The following is a 21,659-nucleotide window of genomic DNA, read 5'->3' as shown; positions in this document are numbered from 1 at the left end:
TTTTTTAATGCCCGAATTCCTGAATTTTCCCTTAGCAACAATAAGTTACGAGAAGTATCCATTCATGTTGCATTTACTTTACGCCACACATACACTCCATTAACCGAAGCATAACAAGTGGGGATCACGACGAAATGCGCAACGCCAACCGCCACATCAAGCCAAGCCGCGTACCACTGACTCTCGCTGTGCTGGCCTGTCTCCAGGTCGCACCGGCAATGGCCCAGGAGACCACCCAGCAGGAAGCAAAGGCGTCAAGCACTTCTTCCTCCACCCAGCGTGCCACCGACCTTGACAAGGTCACCGTCACCGGCTCGTTGATCCGCCGTGCGGACTACGAAACCACCTCGCCGGTGTTCACCATCAACGCCGAGACCAACGCCAGGCAGGGTCAGGTCAACGTCGCAGAGTTCCTGCAGAAGTCGGCCATCGGTTCGGCTGAAACGCAGATCACCCACCAGTTCGGCGGCTTCGTCGTCGACGGCGGCACCGGCGTGCAGACCGTGTCGCTTCGCGGCCTGGGTGCCAACCGCACCCTGGTGCTGCTGGACGGCCAGCGTCCGGGCCCGGCCGGTACCCGCGGTGCCGTGGGCGCCTTCGACCTGAACGTCATTCCCACCGCCATCCTGCAGCGCGCCGAGATCGTGAAGGACGGCTCGTCCTCCATCTACGGCTCCGATGCCGTGGCTGGTGTGGTCAACCTGATCACCAAGAAGAACATCGAGCGACCGGAACTGACCGTCACCGGCCGCGTGCCCACCGAGGGCGGCGGTGAAGTGTTCTCGGCGTCGCTGGCCAATGGCTGGAACTTCGAGAAGGGCAGCATCATCGCTGCCGTCGAGTGGTATCAGCACAACGAGCTGACCCGCGGCGACCGCGACTTCCTCAACTGCGGCAACGATCTGGTCAAGGACGCCGACGGCAACCGCATCGACCGCGAAGATCGTTCGCTCAATGCCGGTACGCCGCTGGCCAACTGCAACAACATGCTGCACAACGTGGTCGACATCGGCAGCACCCGCTATGTGCCATCGGGTGATGGCAGCACCGTCGGCCCGCTGCCGGGCTACCGCCCGCGCAAGACCCAGAACTACACGCGCGGCCAGGCCTTCTACGATGAGCCGGTGAACTTCGAGCGCTGGGGCCAGGGCCACATCATCAACAAGCAGGAACGCAAGACGGCTTACCTGGCCACCGACTTCGGCTTCGATTCGGTCAACTGGAAGACCCAGTTCCTGTTCAACCGCCGCGAAACCGAGACGTTCTCCTGGCGCCAGTTCTTCCCGTATGCCTACCTCCCGGGCACCCAGATCGTCGCCAACCCGGTGATGCTGTTCAAGTCGCAGCAGGACATCACCGTCGATTACTTCTACGCCGCGACCAAGCTTGATGGCCTGTTCAAGGGCACCGACACCTGGGCGTGGGAAGTCAACGCGAACTTCAGCCACTCCAAGGGCAAGTACGGCAACCTGGCCATCCAGGCCTCCAAGAGCGGCGACCTGGACTACACCGACGCTCCGCCGGCGGTGAACTACTTCGACCCGGACTACCTGAGCGGCCGCAAGGTCGACGAGCTGGTCGACAAGCTGGGTGCGTGGGACTGGGGCAAGACCACCTACAAGCAGGCCACCATCAACGCGATCGTCAGCGGCGATCTGTTCGAGATGCCGGCCGGCGCAGTGGGCGTCGCCGCGGGCCTGGAATACCGCTACTACTCGCTCAACGACCAGCCGAGCGAACTGTCCCGCACCGGCGACATCTGGGGCTCGTCCTCGGCTGACGTGACCAAGGGCAACGACAGGGTCAAGGAAGCCTTCGTCGAAGTCGATGTGCCGCTGCTGAAGGGCCTGCCGGCGGTGGAATCGCTGAGCATCAATGCCTCGGGCCGTGTGTTCAAGTACGACAACGTGTCCGATTCGGACAACGTCTGGAAGGTCGGCGTGAACTGGCAGGTGATTCCGTCGCTGCGTCTGCGCGGTTCGATCGGCACCTCCTACCGCGCTCCGGGCCTGTATGAGCTGTACCTGGGCAACGAGACCGGATTCTTCCAGCAGGCGAACGATCCGTGCGTGCGCTGGGGTGAAAGCTCCAACACCAACTACCAGACCAACTGCGCGGCCGCAGGCATCCCGGCCAACTATGCCGGTGGTGGCAGCAGCGGCACGGTGTACCGCCAGGGCGGTGGTGACTCGTTGATTCCGGAAACTTCGCGTGCGAAGACCGCCGGTATCGTGTTCACCCCGACCTTCGCCAACCTGAGCGTGGCCATCGATTACTTCGATTATGAAGTGAGCAATGAAATCGCACAGCTGGGCAGCACCAACGTCCTGCGCGGCTGCTACGGCGGCTCGGTGTACCCGAACAGCTACTGCGATCTGCTGACCCGCAATTCGGGCACTGCTACCCAGCCGTATGCGGTGACCCAGATCCTGAACAAGTTCATCAACATCAACAAGCAGCGCACCCGTGGCTACGACCTGACCGCGAACTTCGACCACGATTTCTCGTTCGGCAAGTTCTCGGCTGAGACCCAGGTAACCTACACGATCGAAGATACCCAGGAAGTGTTCTCCAGCGCAGCTGCAAGCGGCCTGGAATCCTCGGAGCTGCTGGGTGACATCGGCCGTCCCAAGGTCGTGGGCAACCTGGCACTGAGCCTGACCCGTGGCGACTGGTCGTACAACTGGCTGACCACCTACATCCACAAGACCGAAGACATCGATCTGGATCCGGTGTTCACCTACCAGGGCCGTCCGAACTCCTACCGTGACATCGTGGCTGATTCGCGCATCTACCACACCGCGTCTGTCAGCTATGCGCAGGCTGATTGGGAAATCCTGGTGGGCGTCAGCAACATCTTCAACAAGACCCCGCCGCTGGTTTCCACCGGCGTCGCCGATTCCCGCTACGGCAACGTGCCGGCCTTCGCCACCCAGTACGACTACTACGGCCGCACCCCGTTCGTGCGTCTGAAGTACAAGTTCTGATCCGGCAGTAACAGCAGTACCCCGGAAAGGGCGGCGCAAGCCGCCCTTTCCTTTTGCGGGCCTGCACCACTCCTCCTCCCTTGATCACAGGCCCGACGGTGGCCTGGCTTTGCAGTGGCTGCCAGAAAGATCAAGAGAGACAGGGAGAACGGCATCAATGGAACTGCCTGGCGTCCTCGCTACGCCTCTCCCTGAGGCAAGCGCCCCACCCCGCCAACCGCCAGATTGCGCAAAGACTCTCTTAACACCCAATTCATAAAGCGAAGAAGAAACAAAGCTCACTTGTCACAACTGAGACTAAGACACTGTAATTGTTGCAATTTAATGATCAAAAACCCCTTATTCCACAAGGAAATGTGACGGACCCATGCTTTTTCCGTTAAGCGCGTGTTAGGTTCGATGAACGTCAGGACGACACATGAACATCCACATAACAATCACAAGGAGGTGGTCGATCTCTTTCCACTAGGGGGATTTACCTGATGACGCACTACCGCACGCCCGGTCGCCACCCGCTGACCAACGCCCTGCTCGCCGGCCTGATGATGGCTGCTGCGGCCCCGGCTCTGGCCCAGGAGGCAAGCTCCGGCAGCAACCCGATCGACCTGGACCGCGTCAGCGTGACCGGCTCGCGCATCGCGCGTACCGGCTTCGTGACCCCCTCGCCGGTCACCGCCATCACCGCTGAAGAAATCCGCGCCACCGGCGCCAACAACATCGGCGACCTGATGGCGCGCCTGCCGGCGCTGAGCCCGACCTATACGCTGGGCAATTCCACCCGCTTCATCGGCACCGCCGGCGTGGGCCTGATGGACCTGCGCGGCATGGGCACCTCGCGTACGCTGGTGCTGGTCAATGGTCGCCGCCATGTCGGCGCGACCTCCGGCTCCTCGGCGGTGGACGTCAACACGATCCCGGTCGAGTGGATCGAACGCGTTGAAGTCATCACCGGTGGTGCCTCGGCCGTGTACGGCGCCGATGCCGTGGCCGGCGTCGTCAACTTCATCATGAAGAAGTCATTCGACGGCGCCGAAGTACGCGCCCAGACCGGCATGGCCAGTGAAGGCGGCTTCAATCGTTCCTTCATCAGCGCCTCGGCAGGTACCGATTTCGCCAATGGCCGCGGCAGCGCGGCGATCGCACTGGAATACAGCAAGCAGGACCGCTTTGTCCGCAGCGACCGCGCGATCGGCAACGAGTTCCTGGTGTCGGTGCCGAACCCCAACTACGACCCGACCAAGCCCTCCAACGAAAGCAATCCGCAGACCGTCCTCAGCGGCCCCGGCGGCAACCACTCGATCTCCTTCGGCGGCACCTTCACGCTGGGTGCGTTCTCGCCCACCAACAAGGCGACCTGGGGCAACCGCTACCAGTTCAATCCGGACGGCACCTACCGCCCGCAGCGCTATGACGGCGTGATGCCGAGCACCACCAGCTGCGTCAACTGCGACTTCGCCGACCTCAATTCGGTGGCCGATCTGCAGCCCGGCTTCGACCGCAAGAGCGTCAATACGGTCGTCAACTTCGATCTGACCGACAACCATCGCCTGTATTTCGAAGGCAAGTACACCGAGACCGTGTCGGACTTCCTGGCCCAGCCGTCGTTCGACCAGACCCTGCGCATCCAGCGCGACAATGCCTATGTTTCTCCGGAGCTGCGCGCGCTGATGGTCGCCAACGGCGCCAGCCAGTTGACCCTGAGCCGCTTCAACGTCGATGCCGGACAGCGTGGTGAGCACGTTGAGCGCAACACCCAGCGCTTCGTGCTGGGCGTGGAGGGCAACCTGACCGAGAACTGGACCTACGACGTGTACGGCAACTGGGGCCAGAGCGAAGTCAAGCGCTGGAACCTCAACAACCGTATCAATGAGCGTTGGCAGGCAGGCCTGGACACCGTGGTCGATCCGTCCACCGGCCAGATCGTCTGCCGCACCACGCTGAACCCGAGCGCGACCAACCCCAACAACGGCAACCGCGTGTACTCGCAGTTCGCACGCGAGGGCTGCGTACCGTTCTCGGTATTCGGCAACGGTGCAGTGACCCAGGCCGCACGTGACTGGATGAACGTCAGGTCGTTCAACTATTCGCGCCTGCAGCAGTCGGTGTTCAGCGCCTCGCTGGCCAACGCCTCGCTGTTCAGCCTGCCGGCAGGCGACGTCGGCGTGGCCGGTGGCGTGGAATACCGCCGCGAGAAGAGCCGTGAAATCACCGATCCGCTGGCAGCGCAGGGCCTGACCTTCCTCAACGCGATCCCCAACCGGATGGGCAAGTACGACGTGCGCGAAGCGTTCGTCGAAGCTACCGTACCGTTGCTGGCCGACATCCCGGGCATCTACAACCTGACCATGGACGCTGCCGGCCGCTGGTCCGATTACAGCAGCATCGGCAAGACCACCACCTGGAAGGTCGGCCTGGACTGGACGATCATTCCGTCCCTGCGTGCCCGCGGCACCCTGTCGCAGGCGGTGCGTGCGCCGAGCATCGGCGAACTGTACAACCCGCAGAGCGAGAACTTCGCCACCGTCAACGATCCCTGCAACTACCTGGCCACCAATTCCAACCGCCCCAACACTGCAGCTGATCCGGCCCTGCGCCAGGCCAACTGCTCGGCGCTGGGCGTGCCGGTCGGCTGGGTCGACACCTACACCGCAACCCGCCCGGGTGTCAGCGGCGGCAACCCGAACCTGAAGCCGGAGCGCGCGCGCAGCTTCACCTATGGCCTGGTCTGGCAGCCTGATTTCCTGCAGGGCTTCGGCATGTCCGTGGACTACTGGTGGATCAGCCTGAAGGACGCCATCGGTGCAGTGACCGCGCAGACCAATGCCACCCGCTGCGTTGACTCGCCGGGAGGCATCAACAACAGCTTCTGCGGCTTCATCGAGCGCGCACCGGTCGGTGGCAAGACCGATGCGGGCGGCCGCACCTTCCCGGAGCATTCGATCAGCCGTTGGGTTGCATTGAATGAAAACCTGGCACGTTCGCGTCGCGTCGGCGTCGATCTGGAAATGGACTACCGCTTCAAGCTGGCTGAGGGCGACACGGTGATCCGCCTGGTCGGTACCCGCCTGCTGCAGTCGCGTGAATGGGCCTTCCAGGACTTCCCGACCGAGTACGACGAGAACGTCACTTGGGTGACCGACCCGCGCTGGCGCGGTTCGCTGCAGACCAAGTACTCGCTGGGTCAGTGGCGTGCGTCGTGGGACCTGAACTACGTGAGCAGCAACCTGCGCGTGCAGCCGAAGAGCTACCAGGCCAACCCGGGCCAGAGCAGCCCGATCCGCAACGGCTCGTACGTCTACCACAACTTCCAGTTCGGCTACCGCTTCCCGGGCGACAAGATCGACGTCTACCTGGGCGTGGACAACGCCTTCGACAAGGATCCGCCGGTGAACTACTTCGGCTCCGACGTCGGTTCGGCGATGTACGACAACATCGGCCGCTACATGTATATGGGTGCGACCTACAAGTTCTGATCCAGCAACAAATGCATTACCCCGACAGACCCGGCTTTTGCCGGGTCTGTCTTTTTCCGGTGCCGGCAAGGCCCCCTTGCGCCCGGCCATGACCTTCGACACCCTTGCAGTGCGGGCCGGCGGCGTATTGTTCGGCCCACGGCCGTCACCACGGCCCTTCCCTGACTCACTCGGCCTGGAGGCCATTCAAGTGACCCGTACTCCCAAGATCGTGCTGCTGACCCTGGCCGTTTCGGCCGCGCTGGTCGGCTGCGGCAAGAACGAAACCCCGGCAAAGGATGCCACCGCCTCCACGCCGGCCGCCGCCGACGCCGCCACCACCTACAAGCTCGACGAGAGCAAGCTGCCGGCCTACAACGCCTTCCAGGCCAGCGACCTGGACAGCAACCTTGACGCCTGCAATGCCTTCGGCGACTACGTCAACGGCAAGTGGCTGGCCGCCAACGAGATTCCGGGCGACCGCACCAGCTGGGGCGCCTTCACCATCCTCGACGAGCGTTCGGTGGCCGTGCAGCACCAGCTGGCCGAGCAGGTCGCGCAGGTCAAGAACCCGGCCGGCATCGAGAAGATCGTCGGCGACCTGTGGGCCACCGGCATGGACGAAGCCAAGGTCAACGCCCAGGGCATCGAGCCGCTGAAGGCCGACCTGGCTGCGATCGATGGCCTGCAGGACAAGGCCGCCATCGCCAACTACCTGCGCACCAGCGCCGCCAAGGGCGAGAACGTGCTGTTCGGCTTCGGCGCCGAAGCCGACTTCAAGAACTCGGCCGTGAACATGGCCTACGCCAGCCAGGGCGGCCTGGGCCTGCCGGACAAGACCTTCTATACCGACGCGTCCAAGGCAGACAAGCTGAAGGCCTACCAGGCCCACGTGGCCAAGGTGCTGGAACTGTCCGGCGTCGCCGCTGCCGATGCTGCCAAGCAGGCTGAAGAAGTCGTCAAGTTCGAGACCCGCCTGGCCAAGGCGTCCAAGTCCAGCGTCGAGCTGTCGCGCGATGTCTCGCTGTACTACCACCCGGTCAGCCTGGCCGAAGCCGATGCACTGACCCCGAACTTCAGCTGGACCGAGTTCTTCAAGTCGCAGAACGTGGCCGCGCCGGAGAAGTTCTCGCTGGCCATCCCGGCCTTCCACCAGGAAGTGAGCAAGGCGCTGGGCGACACCGATCCGTCGGTGTGGCGCGCCTACCTGCGCTTCCACACCGTGGACAGCGCCTCGCCGTACCTGGCTGATGCCTTCGTGCAGGAAAGCTACGAGTTCTACGGCAAGACCCTCAACGGCCAGAAGGAACAGAAGCCGCGCTGGAAGCGCGTGCTGGGCACCATCGAGAGCGACGCCGGCGAAGCCTTCGGCCAGCTGTACGTGAAGGTCGCCTTCTCGCCGGAAGCCAAGGCGAAGATGGAAGAGCTGGTGAAGAACCTGGCCGCCTCGCTGAAGGAACGCATCCAGGGCCTGTCCTGGATGAGCGAAGAGACCAAGGCCAAGGCCATCGCCAAGTGGGAAACCTTCACTCCGAAGATCGGTTACCCGGACAAGTGGCGTGACTGGTCGGGCCTGCAGACCAACCGTGACAGCTACCTGGGCAACGTGCGCGCAGCCACCGCGTTCAACTACCAGTACAACCTGGCCAAGATCGGCAAGCCGGTGGACAAGACCGAATGGGGCATGACCCCGCAGACGGTCAATGCCTACTACAACCCGCTGCAGAACGAGATCGTGTTCCCGGCCGCCATCCTGCAGCCGCCGTTCTTCGATGCCAAGGCCGACGACGCGCTGAACTACGGCGGCATCGGTGCAGTCATCGGCCACGAAATGACCCACGGTTACGACGACCAGGGCAGCCGCTTCGGGCCGACCGGCAACTTCGAAAACTGGTGGACCGAAGGCGATTCGAAGAACTTCGCTGGCCTGACCGGCAAGCTGGTCAAGCAGTTCGACCAGTACAAGGTTGACGGCCAGGCCGTGAACGGCCATCTGACCCTGGGCGAGAACATCGCCGACCTGGGTGGCCTGGCCACTGCCTACGACGCACTGCAGAAGGCGTCGGCCGGCAAGGAAGACGCGAAGATCGATGGCTTCACCCGCGATCAGCGCTTCTTCTTCAACTGGGCTACCGTGTGGCGCACCAAGTACACCCCGGAGAACGCCAAGGTCCGCCTGGCAACCGACCCGCACGCGCCGGCGCAGTTCCGTGCCATCGGTGCGCCGTCGAACCTGCCGACCTTCACCGCGGCCTTCCAGTGCAAGCCGGGTACGCCGATGTCGCGTACCGGCGACTCGCAGGTGGTGATCTGGTAAGCCACGGCTGAGGCCACGGTTTGCCTGCAGAGGCCCGGGATTTCCCGGGCCTTTGTTTTTTGCGGCGCCAACCATCCACGCGTGGCGTGGATCTACTGGCGGCCTGCCGGTCCGCGCCGTTGGTAGAGGCCGAGCGTGGTCGGCGCACGGCACGAAGGGACCACCGTGACGCGTGCATGCCGCGCCCATGCCACCCACCCGGTAGCGCCGGGCCATGCCCGGCGGATGCACCGTGACGCGTGCATCCCGCGCCCATGCCACTCACCCAGTAGCGCCGGGCCATGCCCGGCGGATGCACCGTGATGCGTGCATGCCGCGCCCATGCCCGGCTTGCTATAGTTCGCCCGCCCTCAATCCATCACGGATTCGTTCTACATGCCCAACTTCCGTCCGCTAGCCATCGCCCTGGGCATCAGCCTGGCGACCCTGGTTCCGACCCACGATGCGTTCGCCGCCAAGAAGAAGGCCGCACGCGCCCCGGCCGTCAGTGCGCAGTGCAGCGATTTCTACGACGCCACCAACGCGGGCTGGCTGAAGGCCAACCCGGTGCCGCAGACCGGTGCCGCGACCGCATTGGGCCAGCTGGTCGACCGCAGCCGGCAGCAGCAGCGTGAACTGCTGGACGCCTCGATGAAGGCGCCGCAGGGCAACGTGCAGAAGCTGCTGGGCGACTTCTGGGCCAGCGGCCTGGACGAAGCTGCAGTGGAGGCCGATGGTTCCAACCCGATCGCGCCGCTGCTGACCCGCATCAACGCGATCAAGAAGGCCAAGGACATTCCCGCCTCGATCGCCGCGCTGCACCAGGTCGGCATCCCGGTGGCCTTCAACTTCGGTCCGGACGTGGACCTGAAGGCACTGGACCGCCACATCGGTTACTTCATGCAGGGCGGCATGGGCCTGCCTGATCCGGCCTTCTACACCCGCACCGATGCCGACACCGTCGCGCTGATGGGCCGCTACCGCAACTACGTCAAGCAGATCCTGGCACTGACCGGCACCCCGTCGGCCAAGCTGGACGCCGAGTCGCAGGCGGTGATCGCGCTGGAAACCGAACTGGCCCGCAACGCGCAGTCGCTGGCGGGCATCAACAACCCGTTCAACAACTACGCGCCGATCTCCACCAAGGACCTCAACAGCCGCTATCGCAACCTGCAGCTGGATGCGTTCCTGAAGGCACAGGGCGTCAACGATGACCTGGTGTCGCTGGCCGATCCGGCGCTGTTCAAGCAGCTCGACGGCATGGTCACCAAGCTCAAGCCGGACCAGTGGAAGGCCTACCTGCGCTGGCGCGTGGGCGACTCGATGGCGCCGTACCTGTCCAAGGCGTACCGCGATGCGGAGTTCGAATTCCGTGGCCGCGTGCTGCGTGGTGAGACCCTGCCGCCGCAGCGCTGGGAAAGCGTGCTGGACGCGATCAACGTGGCCGCTGGCCCGATGGTCGGCCGCGAGTACGCAGCCCGTTACCTGTCCGCCGAGGACCGTCGCCAGGCGGCGTGGATCGTCGACAAGGTGCGTGAAGTGCAGATCGAGGCAGTCAAGAACAACAGCTGGATGAGCGCCGAGGCCAAGACCGAAGCGCAGGCCAAGCTGGCCGCGCTGAAGATCGAGATCGGCACCCCGCTGCGTGACCTGGACTACAGCGTGCAGCCGATGGGCCGTGGTTCGTTCGGCGGCAACATGCTGATCGCTTCGACCTGGCGTCACCGCGAGGAAATGAAGCGCATCGGCAAGGGCAACGCCGACCGCCGCTGGGACGTGCTGCCGCAGCAGCCGTCGCTGGCATATGACCTGGCGCAGAACCGGCTGATCGTCACCGCCGCGATCCTGCAGGGCCCGGTGTTCAACGCCAAGGCCGATGCCGCGGACAAGTTCGGCAGCTTCGGCGGCCTGGTTGGCCACGAGCTGACCCGCGCGATCGACGCCAAGGGTGCACTGGTTGATGCCAAGGGCGAACTGCGCAGCTGGTGGACCCCGGCAGACAAGACTGCCTGGACCCTGCTCGGCAGCCGTGTCGCCACGCAGTACGGCGGCTACGAGTTCCCCGGCGTGAAGGGAGCCAAGGTCAACGGCACGCTGACCCAGGAAGAGAACCTGGCCGATATCGCCGGTCTGGAACTGGCCTGGGCCGCCTACACCGCGCAGGAGCCGAAGGCCAAGCCGGCACAGCAGCAGGGCTTCTTCCGCGCCTGGGCCGCGCTGTGGCCACAGCAGCTGTCGCCGAACGAGGCCGCACGCCGCCTGACCGCCGACATCCGTGCACCGGGCCGCTGGCGCACCAACGGCCCGTTGTCGAACCTGCCGGCGTTCGGCGCCAGCTTCAGCTGCAAGCCGGGCCAGCCGATGCAGCGTACCGACGCCGAGCAGATCAAGGTCTGGCGCTGAGGTTGATGCGATAGCCGTAACGGAAAGGGCGCCTTCGGGCGCCCTTTTTTGTTGAGTGCGCATTGGAAAAAGGCCCTGAAGGATCAGGACCAAGCCAACCCATGCGGAGAGTGAGCCGCTATGCGCGCAGGTCAGAAATCGTACGAGGCGGTCAGGCGAACCGTACGCGGCGGCGTGAAGTGGGTTCCCATGCCGTAGAGATTGGAAACCGTATCCGGACTTGTCTGGTACGTCGCAGTCGACTGCAGCTGACGCCGCTGGTTGAGTACGTTGAAGACATTCAACCCCAGGCCAAGGCGATTGTCGGCAAACGCTGGCCGGTACAGCACTCCCATGTCCAGCTGCGCCGTCCACGGCTGTCGGCCGGCATCCCCGGGTCGTGACGGTTCGCCGTTGCAGTAGTGGTACGCCGAGCCGTAGCCATGCGCCGGATCGCTCTGGTCGCTTCCGTAGTAGCCCAGGCAGTTCTTGGGCATGCCAGACATCACGCGCACGGTCGCCGATGCGGTCCACTCGTCATTGATCTGATACGCACCGAATGCCTTCAACTGATGCCGGCGATCATTGGCCAGGTAGCCACCGGCATACTCCATCAGCGACACCGCATCCCAATCCTGGGTCTTGGAAACATCATCCTGACCGATATCGGATCTCACCTGCCCTTCGGTGTTGCCGAAGCTGCGCGACCAGGTGTAGTCAAGGCGCGCGTACCAGCGCTCGGACATCGGGTGTTCGATGAACAGATCCACCGCGACATATTCGCGCTTGGCCTTCTTGCCGTCGTAGCCCCAATCGGACGCGCTCATGCTGACCGGCGTATAGCCGGACCCATCACGATGGCGCACCTGGAACGAATTGGTCTGCCCCGGGTTGAAGATCACGCAGCCGGGGAGCTCGTACGCATCGGGATCCAGGCCCATGCCAGCGAGCCGGTCGGCGAAGCGCCCGGAATCACAGGTATCGTCGATGGCCGACTGCAGCCGGCGGAAGGTCAGTTTTGCGCCACTGTTCCAGGTAGTGCCCAAGGTTTTCTCGAAGCCCAGGATCAGCTCATCCTGGTACTGGGAACGCAGGTCCGTGGGCGCCACCGAAAGGGGATCCGGAGCTTGGCCGTACTCGTTGTTGGTTGATACCGGACCGTCGCCCAAAGGCGTCAGGCCCGTGGGATTGCCGTCGGCGTCAATGCCGGTATAGGTGAAGTATTCACGGGTGTAGGTCGACGCGGACGCACCACGGATGGCCACGCTGTTGGGCAATGCCAGGTAGTAGCGGCCAAGGTTGGCGAAGACCTTCAGCGATGCGTCACCGAACACATCCCAACTGGCGCCCAATCGCGGCGCCCACTGGTCGCCACTTTCCACATACGCAAGCCCATCGCTGTTGTAGTTGGTGAAACGATCATTGCGCAGGCCAAGTGTCAGCAGCCACTCGGGAGTGAGTTGCCAGCGGTCTTCCAGGTAGTAGGCCTTCTGCTTCACCGACATGCTGGTGGTGGTGGAGAAGATGTACTTCTGCACGAAATAGCCATTGCCGCCCGGCGGTGCGATGCCGAAGCCGGGGTTGGGCGACGCATCCGGATTGCCGCGGGAGTAGATCCAGGCATGACCTGGGCCGGTCATGGACTGGCCTTCGTTGTTCGCCCAGTAGGCCATGTTGTCGATGCCGGCGGTCAGTTCGTGGTTACCGATGCGGTACTGCAGATCCATGCGCAGGCCCTGTGTCCTGCTGCCCGCATCGGGGGCCTTGGTATACAGGTCGGCCTGGTCGTTGCGGACCGGCGTTCCACCAATGAGGGACGGATCCTGGTTCCCGGCACCACTGATGTAGGGGTTGCCCGAATCCAATGGATTGAATTCCAGGTTGCCGACGCGCGTGCGCCCCCACACTGCGCTGAAGGTCAGGTCGTCGTTGAGGTACCCGGTGTACTTGAAGATGTCGACATCGGTGCTGGCCTTGGTGGTGTTGGGGAAGGTGCCAGTGCGCCCCCCTTCGGCCAACGACGGGTATTCGAACTCCGTGTAGTACCCGCCATAGCGATCATTGTCCTGGAAGCGGGTGTATTCCAGCGTGTTGCTGTCGTTGATGTTCCAGTCGATCTTGCCGTAGAACTTCGGTGTATCCACGCGGTAGTGGTTGCGGGCCTGCTGCGCGCTGGCTTCGCTGGCTGTGGAGATGCCTTCGCGCCGTTCGGACTCCGCCGCGAGATGGATGAACAATCGATCCTCGATCAACGGTCCGCTGACATAGCCGCTGTAGGTGGTTGTGGTCGCCTTGTCCCCGCGACGGTAACGATACAACGTGCCCTGCTTGGACTCGTTCTCGTAGGCATACCCATCCGGCAGGGCCATGTCGGGGTAGTTGACCGATGCCGGCGACTCGGCAAGCTCCGCCGGTGCCCACGTCACCTGGGCACCGAACCGCCACCGGTTGGTGCCGCGTTTTCCCAGCTGGTTGATGACACCGCCGGTGGAGCGGCCATAGCCGGCGCCGTACCCGCCGGTGAAGGTCTCCTGCTGATCGATGGAACCATAGGGCAGGCTGATGCCGCCGAGGTTGCTCAGCGGGTTGGTGACATTGAAGCCGTTGAGGTAGTAGGCGTTCTCGGTAACGCTTGCGCCGCCGAACGACAGCACGGATCGCGAACCGTTGGAGAATTCACCGCTGCCGGCGACCACCCCCGGGGCCAACAGAGCGATGGCCTCGGCACTTCGGCCCAGCGGCAGCACATCCAGTTGTTCGGACGTGATGACGGACTTGGAGACCGTGTGGGTCACATCGATCTTCGGCAGGTTTGCTGCAGTGACGTTGACCGCGTCCAGCGTGGTGGCCGGGCCATGTGCGGCGAAGCTCACTTCGGTACCACTGCCCACGCGCAGCTGGACGTTGTCCTGCTGCTGGATGACACGGCCGTCGCGCTGCACGCTGACGCTGTAGCGTCCCACCGGCAACGCGCCAAAGCTGTAGCGGCCCTGTGCATCGATGGCTGCCGTCCGCCGCAGACCGCTGTCGCTCTGGGCGACAACGGTAGCGCCTTCGCCACCGGCGGCGGTGCCGTACAACGTGCCAGTCGTGCTCTGTGCAGCAACGGCCCCAACGATGGAAAACAACACCGCCGAAAGCGCGCTGCGCTTCAACACACGATGCGTGGATGCAAATGCCATGAAGCTCTCTCCCGTGATGAAACTGACGGGGTTTTATAGGCACAGGTTTCCCTGCGAGGCAGTGCTGCAACCCGCGATGAATCAGGGCGAATGCGTCAGCAAGCGGGCATCGGCGACGCTATTGAATCGGGCCAGACAGCTGAAAACGTGGGGATTTCAGCCAATCAGCGGCACCGTAGCGACAGCATCCGCAGCAGGACAACAGAGGTCACATACGTCACATGAACGCGGTCGATACGCTGTGTTAAGCGTTCGATACGACAGCCCCGCGTTCTGGTTCCGACACTCATGGTGCATCCAGCGCTGCACCGATACCCATCACACCGCCTCCAACGTTCCGCGGTAATGCACGATCCGCCCCACCACTGGCGCGCCGATCTCCACGTCGAACACGAATCGCCCGTCCACTTCATACTCGAAACTGTTCTCCCCCGGCAGCAGCGCGCGCGGCAACGGCATGCCCAGGATCGACCAGCGTCGCGGCACAAGCTGCAGCCGCCCGTTCTCCACCAGCAGCGCCAACGCTACCGAGATCACGCCGAAGCGCTCGACCAGCAGCGCTTCGTTGCGCACCTGCCCCTGCGTCTGCAACGAAGAGAAACGACGGCCGGCAAAAGTCCGCGTCCAACGCTCACCACCCGCCTCCGGGTTGAACTCCACACTGACCGGCACACTCTCGCCCGCCGCGGGAAAGCCGAACACCTTCCCCAGCAAGCGCGACAGCAGTCCACGACCACGTTCGACCGATGCCGTGCCACTCCAGTGCCTGGCTGCAGACGGTGCGTGCAACGCCTGCACGCTGGCCGGCAGTTGCGCGTATGCGTTGCCAAGCAGGCGCTGGTACAGGCTGGCACCCGGCATGTCACGGCGGAAACCGGTATGGATCGTGCGCCCTTCAAACAGCCGGTCGTAGTCGCTCAACTCCAGCGCATGCGTGGCCGCACGCGCACCCGGTGCCGGCCGATCACCGGCCAGCTGCTTGCGGATCACCGCCTCGATCGCCATCGACGGAATGTACGGGCCGTCATCGGCCTCGGCCAGCAGGTGCCAGCTCTGTTCGACGCGCGCACCATCGCGGGTACCCACTGCACGTACGATCATGCCACCACGATGTTCGCCGAACTTCATCAGGTTCAGTACGGTGTAGAACAACCGCGAGCACGGCTCCAGCGACGGTAGTTTCAGGTGCAGACGCGCCTTGGCCAGCAGGTTCAGCACGCGATGCAGGATTTCCGGCACCGGGCCAGCCCCCATCCAGATGTCGGTCATCGTCGGATGTTCGGGCGGCAGCACCTGCAGATCAGGCACATCCACCAGCGAGAAATGCAGGTTGCGCAGCGGCAGCCGTCCCGGCACCGCGACGGTGAAACGGCGACTCTCGGCCAGGCCGATGCCGTGCCCATCGCGACCGTTGCGGCGCAGCTTCACCGGCGCACCGGCATAGCCGACCACCGCACGCATCACATTCAGACCAATGCCGGCATACGGCGATGGCGCGATGCCACCTTCCACGCTGACGATATCCATGTGCGTGGCCATCTCGCGCAGCACCGCGGCGGTCAGTACCGGGAAGCTGCTGACGCCCGACAGCACGTAGATGCCAGCCGCCCTGGCCTGCGCGTCGTACTGCGAAACGCCGAATACGAAGTCCGCCGCGTCGGCGAAGTCCAGATAATCAATGCCGGCGGCAATACAGGCTTCGATCGCGCCGTAGCGGTGTTCGCCGTAGTCCTGGAAAGGACCGGAGGCATCCACCACGAGGTCCGGTCGCTCGGCCTGCAGGGCCGTGGCCAGCTGCTGCCGGTCGACCTGCAGTGGGCGCAGTGTCGATTGCCCCACGTAGCTTGCACAGAAGGCCTGCGCCGCCACCAGGTTGCGGCCACCGATCAGCAGTTCCAGCATCGGCAGGTCCGCCAGCAAGCGGACCAGACGCCCCCCGAACACCCCATATCCACCCAGAATCAGGATCTTCACGCATCGTCCCTGTCGTGTCGTCCAGCCATGGTAGCGCGACGCCGCCAGCTCCCGCAGTGCAGCACGATCCAGCATTAACACGACCCATGCTATCGCTGCGCCTTCGTCCACTGCGGAGCCCCGCCATGGCTCACAAGAACACGATCTGCGTCTGGTACGACAGCGGTGCGCTCGAGGCCGCCTCGTTCTACGCAAAGACCTTTCCCGACAGTGAAGTAACCGCCGTGCATCACGCGCCGGGCGACTTCCCCGACGGCAAGCAGGGTGACGTCCTCACCATCGAGTTCACGGTCTGCGGTGTCCCCTGTGTCGGCCTCAATGGCGGCCCGACCTTCAAGCACAGCGAAGCGTTCTCGTTCCAGATTTCCACCGAGGACCAGGACGAGACCGATCGCCTGTGGAATGCCATCGTCGGCAACGGTGGCCAGGAGAGCCAATGCGGCTGGTGCAAGGATCGCTGGGGCATCTCCTGGCAGATCAGCCCACGCATGCTGATCGAAGCGGTGACCAGCAAGGACAAGGCCCTGGCCAAGCGCGCCTTCAACGCGATGATGCCGATGAAGAAGATCGACATCGCCACCATCGAAGCGGCGATCCGCAACGCATGACGACGTTGGACACGATCATCGTTGGCGGCGGCCACAACGGCCTGGTGTGTGCGGCGTACTTGGCGCGCGCGGGGCAACGGGTGCTGGTGCTGGAGCGCCGTGGTGTACTCGGCGGTGCGGCGGTCACCGAAGAGTTCCATCCCGGCTTCCGCAACTCGGTGGCCTCTTACACCGTGTCGCTGCTGCAGCCGAAGGTGATCGAGGAACTGCAGCTGCATGCGCACGGGCTGCGCATCATCGCGCGGCCGGCCAACAACTTCCTGCCGTTGCCCGATGGTCGCTACCTGCTGTCTGCACCGGGCCGCACCCAGGCTGAAGTGGCGAAATTTTCCGAGCGCGATGCGCAGGCGCTGCCTGCCTATGAAGCGCGTCTGGAAGTATTTGCCGACGTGCTGCGCGACTGGGCGCTGCGTCCGCCGCCCGACCTCGGGGTGACGGCCGGCTGGCGCGCGCTGCCCGCACTGTGGCAGATGGGCCGGCTGGGGCGCGAGCTGGCCGCACTTGATCCTGCATTGCGGCAGGAACTGCTGGATTTGTTCACGCTGTCGGCCGCCGAATACCTGGACCGCTGGTTCGAGAGCGAGCCGATCAAGGCCCTGTTCGGTTTCGATGGCATTGTTGGCAACTACGCCAGCCCCTACACGCCCGGCAGCGCCTACGTGCTGCTGCATCACGTGTTTGGCCAGTGCAACGGGGTCAAGGGCGCCTGGGGCCACGCCATCGGTGGCATGGGAGCGATCAGCCAGGCCATCGCCGCATCCGCGCGTGCGGCGGGTGCCGAGCTGCGTGTCGATGCCGGCGTGCAGCGCCTGCTGGTTGAAGACGGACGCGTGGTCGGCGTCGCGTTGTCCGGCGGCGAGAGCCTGCGCGCACGTGCCGTGGTGGCCAACGTCAATCCGAAGCTGCTGTACGAACAGCTGCTGCAGCCTGCGCAGGTTCCAGCCACCACCCGCGAACGCATGGCGAACTGGCGCTGCGGCTCGGGCACGTTCCGGATGAACGTGGCGCTGTCGCGGCTGCCGGATTTCCGCGCCCTGCCCGGCCCTGGCGACCACCTCAGTGCCGGCATCATCATGGCGCCCAGCCTGGATTACATGGACCGTGCCTGGCTGGATGCACGCCGCGATGGCTGGTCGCGCGAGCCGATCGTGGAGATGCTGATTCCGAGCACGCTGGACGACTCGCTGGCGCCCCCCGGGCAGCATGTGGCGAGCCTGTTCTGCCAGCACGTGGCGCCAGAGCTGCCCGATGGCCGTCACTGGGATGACCACCGGGATACCGTCGCCGACCTGATGATCGCTACCGTCGATCACTACGCCCCCGGCTTCGCCGACAGCGTGCTCGGTCGGCAGGCGCTTTCACCGTTGGATCTGGAGCGGACGTTCGGGCTGATCGGCGGTGACATCTTCCACGGTGCGCTCAGTGCCAACCAGTTGTTCTCGGCACGACCGATGGTCGGCCAGGCCGGCTATCGCGGCGCCCTGCCCGGCCTGTACCTGTGCGGCGCGGGCACGCATCCGGGCGGCGGGGTGACCGGTGCGCCCGGGCACAATGCGGCGCAGGTGGTGCTGCAGGACCAGTAGATCCACGCCATGCGTGGATGTGGTTACAACCCGCCGCCTGCATTGCCTGCTGTTGGTAGGCGCCAACCTTGGTTGGCACAACGTGGCAGAGATGATTGCCAACCAAGGTTGGCATCTACCGCGTCAAATGATCCTTTCCAATGCGTGCCAACCAAGGTTGGCACCTACCCGCGTGAAACGAGGCGCGTAGCGCCTCACTTCACGCTGCGCAGATGGTTCGGGCGCTTCGGCGGGCCGGGGGGACGACGCTTGTTGAACGGCGATTGGCCGCGCCAGTAGCGGATCAGCAGCCAGCCGAACAGCATGCCGCCCAGGTGCGCGAAATGGGCCACGCCCGGCTGCCAACCGGTCATGCCCAGCACCAGCTCGCCCACGCCGAACAGGATCACGAACGTACGCGCCTTCATCGGAATCGGCGGGAACAGCAGCATCACCCGCTGGTTGGGGAACAGCATGCCGTAAGCCAGCAGCAGGCCGAACACACCACCGGAAGCGCCCAGCACCGTGGCCGGATTGTCGAGCATCGTGCCGACCAGCAACTGGCACAGGCCGGCGCCGACCACGCACACCAGGTAATAGATCAGGAAGCGCTTCTCGCCCCAAGTCTGCTCCAGCGGCGCACCGAACATGAAGACAGCCAGCATGTTGAAGAACAGATGCCCGAAGCTGCCATGCAGGAAGCCGTAGGTCAGCAGCTGCCAGGGCTGGAAGTTGCCGCCCGGCGAGAACGCATCGAAGCCCTGCTGCAGCGGCTGCAGCATGAACGGCTCGAAGGTCTGCATGCCGAGCAGGAACGGCTGCTGCAGCAGGAACAGGATCGCGTTGGCTATCAACAGGGCCTTGGTAACGGTTGGCAGTCGCGGGAACATGGGGGCACCGGCATGGAACGGCCTCCATCATAGCCGCAGCACCGGCCCTTTTTGACCCGAGCGGACGCTCGCCCGTTCAGTCGCAGGCAGCGATCAGCCAAGCCCCCATACGGCGGCATCCAGCGCCACCGCCGGGTCGACTGCGGGCATCCGCACCCGGCCGTTTTCCACGACGACACCCTCCGCACGCAGCCGCTGCGATTGTTCGCGCCAGCCGGCCGAACCCTCGGCCATGGCGATGCGCCCATCCGAACGCAGCACGCGGTGCCAGGGCAGCGAGGGATCCTCATTCTGGCCGAGGATGCGCGCGGTCAGCCGGGCGCGTCCAGGCAGGCCCGCGCGCATCGCCACCTGGCCGTAGCCCATCACCTGTCCCGGCGGAATCGCATGGATCACCGCCAGGATGCGCGCACGCGCCTGCTCCGGCGTCAGCGGCGCAGCCGCGTCACCAGCAGTACGCCGAGCAGGACCAGCACGGTGCCGGCGATCTGCGCCGGCCCCATCGGTTCGTCGAGCAGCCATAGGCTCATCACGATGGTGGAAACCGGACCCAGCATACCCACCTGCGCGGCCAGCGACGAGCCGACGCGCTGCACCGCCAGCATGATGGCCAGCACCGGCAGCACGGTGCAGACCGTCGCATTGATCAGCGACAGCCACTGCACGGCGGCGGGTGCCTGCCACAGCAACGGCAGTGGATGGGTGATGGTGAAATGCAGCAGCACCAGCACACTGGCCACGCAGCTGGCGTAGGCGGTCAGACGCACCGCGCCGATACGGGCGACCACCTGACCGCTGCCGAACAGATAGAGCGCATAGCTGAGCGCACTGCCCAGCACCAGCAGGCTGCCGAGAATGATCTGCCCACCTTCGCGCTGCAGGTCATGGCCGAACGCGATCAGCACGCCGAGATAGCTGAGCACCAGCGCGCCGATCTGCCAGCGACCCGGCCGCTGCCGCGCCAGCAGCACGTTGATCAACAGCACCAGGGTCGGGTTCAAGTACAGGATCAACCGTTCCAGGGTCACGCTGATGTACTGCAGGCCCTGGAAATCCAGCAGGCTGGACAGGTAGTAACCGGTGAAGCCGAGCCACAGCACGCGTGCCCGGTCAGCCCAGGAAAGTCGCTCCGCACGGCGCGACGCCCACACCGCCATCAGCGCGAACAGGGGCAGCGCCATCAGCATGCGCAGCGCCAGCAGCGTGGTGGCATCCACGCCATGGCGCAGCCCCAGCTTGACGATGATGGCCTTGCCCGAGGCGGCAATGGCGCCGATTGCAGCCAGGCCCATGCCGCCCAGGGCGATGCGCGAGGACGTGGTGGCGAGGCGGGGAGAAGAGGTAGACATCAGGAAGAAAACGGGCCGCACGGGCGGCTGGAAGGAGCCGGATAGCTTCCAATTGTCTCATGGCACTTCCGGGCGAACGATCTGATTTCCGTTCATGCTCACTGCAATTCCTGATCCACGCATGGTGTGGCTTTACCGTGTCGACCAAGGTCGACACCTACCAACAGAGGTTGCCGGCCAGCGGCCGGCACTACCGCGTGTCGGCTCAGCGCATCAACACCACTTCTTCAGCAGACGTCGGGTGAATCGCCACCGTATCGTCGAACTGCGCCTTGGTCGCGCCCATCTTCACCGCCACCGCGAAACCCTGCAGGATCTCATCCGCCGCTTCGCCGAGCAGGTGTACGCCGACCACACGCTCTTCCGGCCCGGCACAGACCATCTTGAACAGGCTGCGCTGGGTGCCGTTGGCCAGTGCCTGCAGCATCGGCCGGAAACGGCTGTGGTACACCGTCACCTGGTCGAAACGCGCACGTGCGTCTTCCTCGCTCATGCCCACTGCGCCCAGCGGCGGGTGCGAGAACACCACGCTGGCCACGTTGTCATAGTCCATCTTCGCGTCCGGGCGGCCACCAAACAGACGATCCATCAGACGACGCGATGCAGCCACGGCAACCGGCGTCAGCCCGACCTTGCCAGCGATGTCACCAACCGCATGCACGCTTGGTACCGCCGTGGTTTGCCACTCGTCCACCTCCACCTGCTGGTGTTCGCCGATGCCGATGCCCAGCGCCTCCAGGCCCAGATCCCTGCTGTTGCCGCGCCGGCCCGTAGCAAAGAACACGGCATCGAACACGCTGTCGATCGGGCCGTCATGGCCGAAAGCGCGCACGCGTTCGCCGTCGCGCTTCAACTCACGCAGGCGGTAATCGAAGTGGATGCGGACACCCTGCTGGCGCAGGTTCTCGGCCAGCTGCGCGGTCAACTCGTAGTCGAAGCGCTCCAGCAGGCGACTACCACGCACCAGCAGGCTCACC

General features: G+C 64.4%; 12 protein-coding genes. 6 read left to right on the top strand and 6 right to left on the bottom strand.

Features of this window, described 5'->3' with window-relative positions; genetic code table 11:
• Nucleotides 1–134: 134 nt before the first annotated feature.
• The 4 genes from DBR20_RS14745 (at nt 135) to DBR20_RS14730 (ending at nt 11,138) form a co-directional block, all read left to right on the top strand.
• Nucleotides 135–2,987 carry a TonB-dependent receptor gene (locus DBR20_RS14745; RefSeq protein WP_108266693.1) on the top strand — a complete coding sequence of 951 codons (2,853 nt, stop codon included), beginning with the start codon at nt 135–137 and terminating at the stop codon, nt 2,985–2,987.
• 482 nt (nt 2,988–3,469) lie between these two features.
• Nucleotides 3,470–6,460 (top strand): TonB-dependent receptor, encoded by a 2,991-nt coding sequence (locus DBR20_RS14740; RefSeq protein WP_108266692.1) that lies wholly within the window; start codon nt 3,470–3,472, stop codon nt 6,458–6,460.
• 190 nt (nt 6,461–6,650) lie between these two features.
• On the top strand, nt 6,651–8,756 hold the full coding sequence (locus DBR20_RS14735) for a M13-type metalloendopeptidase (RefSeq protein ID WP_108266691.1): 2,106 nt from the start codon (nt 6,651–6,653) through the stop codon (nt 8,754–8,756).
• A 375-nt stretch (nt 8,757–9,131) separates the two neighbouring features.
• On the top strand, nt 9,132–11,138 hold the full coding sequence (locus DBR20_RS14730; RefSeq protein WP_108266690.1) for a M13 family metallopeptidase: 2,007 nt from the start codon (nt 9,132–9,134) through the stop codon (nt 11,136–11,138).
• A 131-nt stretch (nt 11,139–11,269) separates the two neighbouring features.
• Here DBR20_RS14730 and DBR20_RS14725 read toward each other — a convergent pair whose 3' ends face one another.
• Both DBR20_RS14725 and DBR20_RS14720 read right to left on the bottom strand, forming a co-directional pair.
• Complete coding sequence (locus tag DBR20_RS14725) at nt 11,270–14,299, bottom strand: TonB-dependent receptor (RefSeq protein WP_108266689.1); 3,030 nt, start codon at nt 14,297–14,299, stop codon at nt 11,270–11,272.
• Between the two features lie 318 nt (nt 14,300–14,617).
• A complete protein-coding gene (locus DBR20_RS14720) occupies nt 14,618–16,273 on the bottom strand; it encodes an SDR family oxidoreductase (protein WP_108266713.1) in 1,656 nt (551 codons plus the stop codon).
• A gap of 125 nt (nt 16,274–16,398) precedes the next feature.
• Between DBR20_RS14720 and DBR20_RS14715 the strand changes: the two genes are divergently transcribed.
• Together DBR20_RS14715 and DBR20_RS14710 are read left to right on the top strand one after the other, a co-directional pair.
• Nucleotides 16,399–16,881 carry a VOC family protein gene (locus DBR20_RS14715; RefSeq protein WP_108266688.1) on the top strand — a complete coding sequence of 161 codons (483 nt, stop codon included), beginning with the start codon at nt 16,399–16,401 and terminating at the stop codon, nt 16,879–16,881.
• On the top strand, nt 16,878–18,464 hold the full coding sequence (locus DBR20_RS14710; protein ID WP_108266687.1) for an NAD(P)/FAD-dependent oxidoreductase: 1,587 nt from the start codon (nt 16,878–16,880) through the stop codon (nt 18,462–18,464). The genes DBR20_RS14715 and DBR20_RS14710 overlap by 4 nt, the downstream gene beginning before the upstream one ends.
• A 194-nt stretch (nt 18,465–18,658) precedes the next feature.
• Here the strand turns inward: DBR20_RS14710 and DBR20_RS14705 are convergent, their stop codons facing one another.
• From DBR20_RS14705 to DBR20_RS14690, 4 genes are all read right to left on the bottom strand, one after another.
• Nucleotides 18,659–19,333: a rhomboid family intramembrane serine protease gene (locus DBR20_RS14705; protein WP_108266686.1), complete on the bottom strand. Its 675-nt coding sequence runs from the start codon at nt 19,331–19,333 to the stop codon at nt 18,659–18,661.
• A 93-nt stretch (nt 19,334–19,426) separates the two neighbouring features.
• Nucleotides 19,427–19,855 carry an MGMT family protein gene (locus DBR20_RS14700; RefSeq protein WP_258223375.1) on the bottom strand — a complete coding sequence of 143 codons (429 nt, stop codon included), beginning with the start codon at nt 19,853–19,855 and terminating at the stop codon, nt 19,427–19,429.
• On the bottom strand, nt 19,762–20,682 hold the full coding sequence (locus DBR20_RS14695; protein ID WP_108266685.1) for a DMT family transporter: 921 nt from the start codon (nt 20,680–20,682) through the stop codon (nt 19,762–19,764). Before DBR20_RS14695 ends, DBR20_RS14700 begins: the two co-directional genes overlap by 94 nt.
• A 205-nt stretch (nt 20,683–20,887) precedes the next feature.
• On the bottom strand, nt 20,888–21,659 hold a 772-nt coding region (locus tag DBR20_RS14690; RefSeq protein WP_181393094.1), incomplete at its 5' end, for an FAD-dependent oxidoreductase.

Origin of the sequence: Stenotrophomonas sp. HMWF023, assembly GCF_003060985.1 — a bacterium.
GTDB lineage: Bacteria > Pseudomonadota > Gammaproteobacteria > Xanthomonadales > Xanthomonadaceae > Stenotrophomonas > Stenotrophomonas lactitubi.
This window is presented reverse-complemented; position numbering and strand designations above follow the sequence as displayed.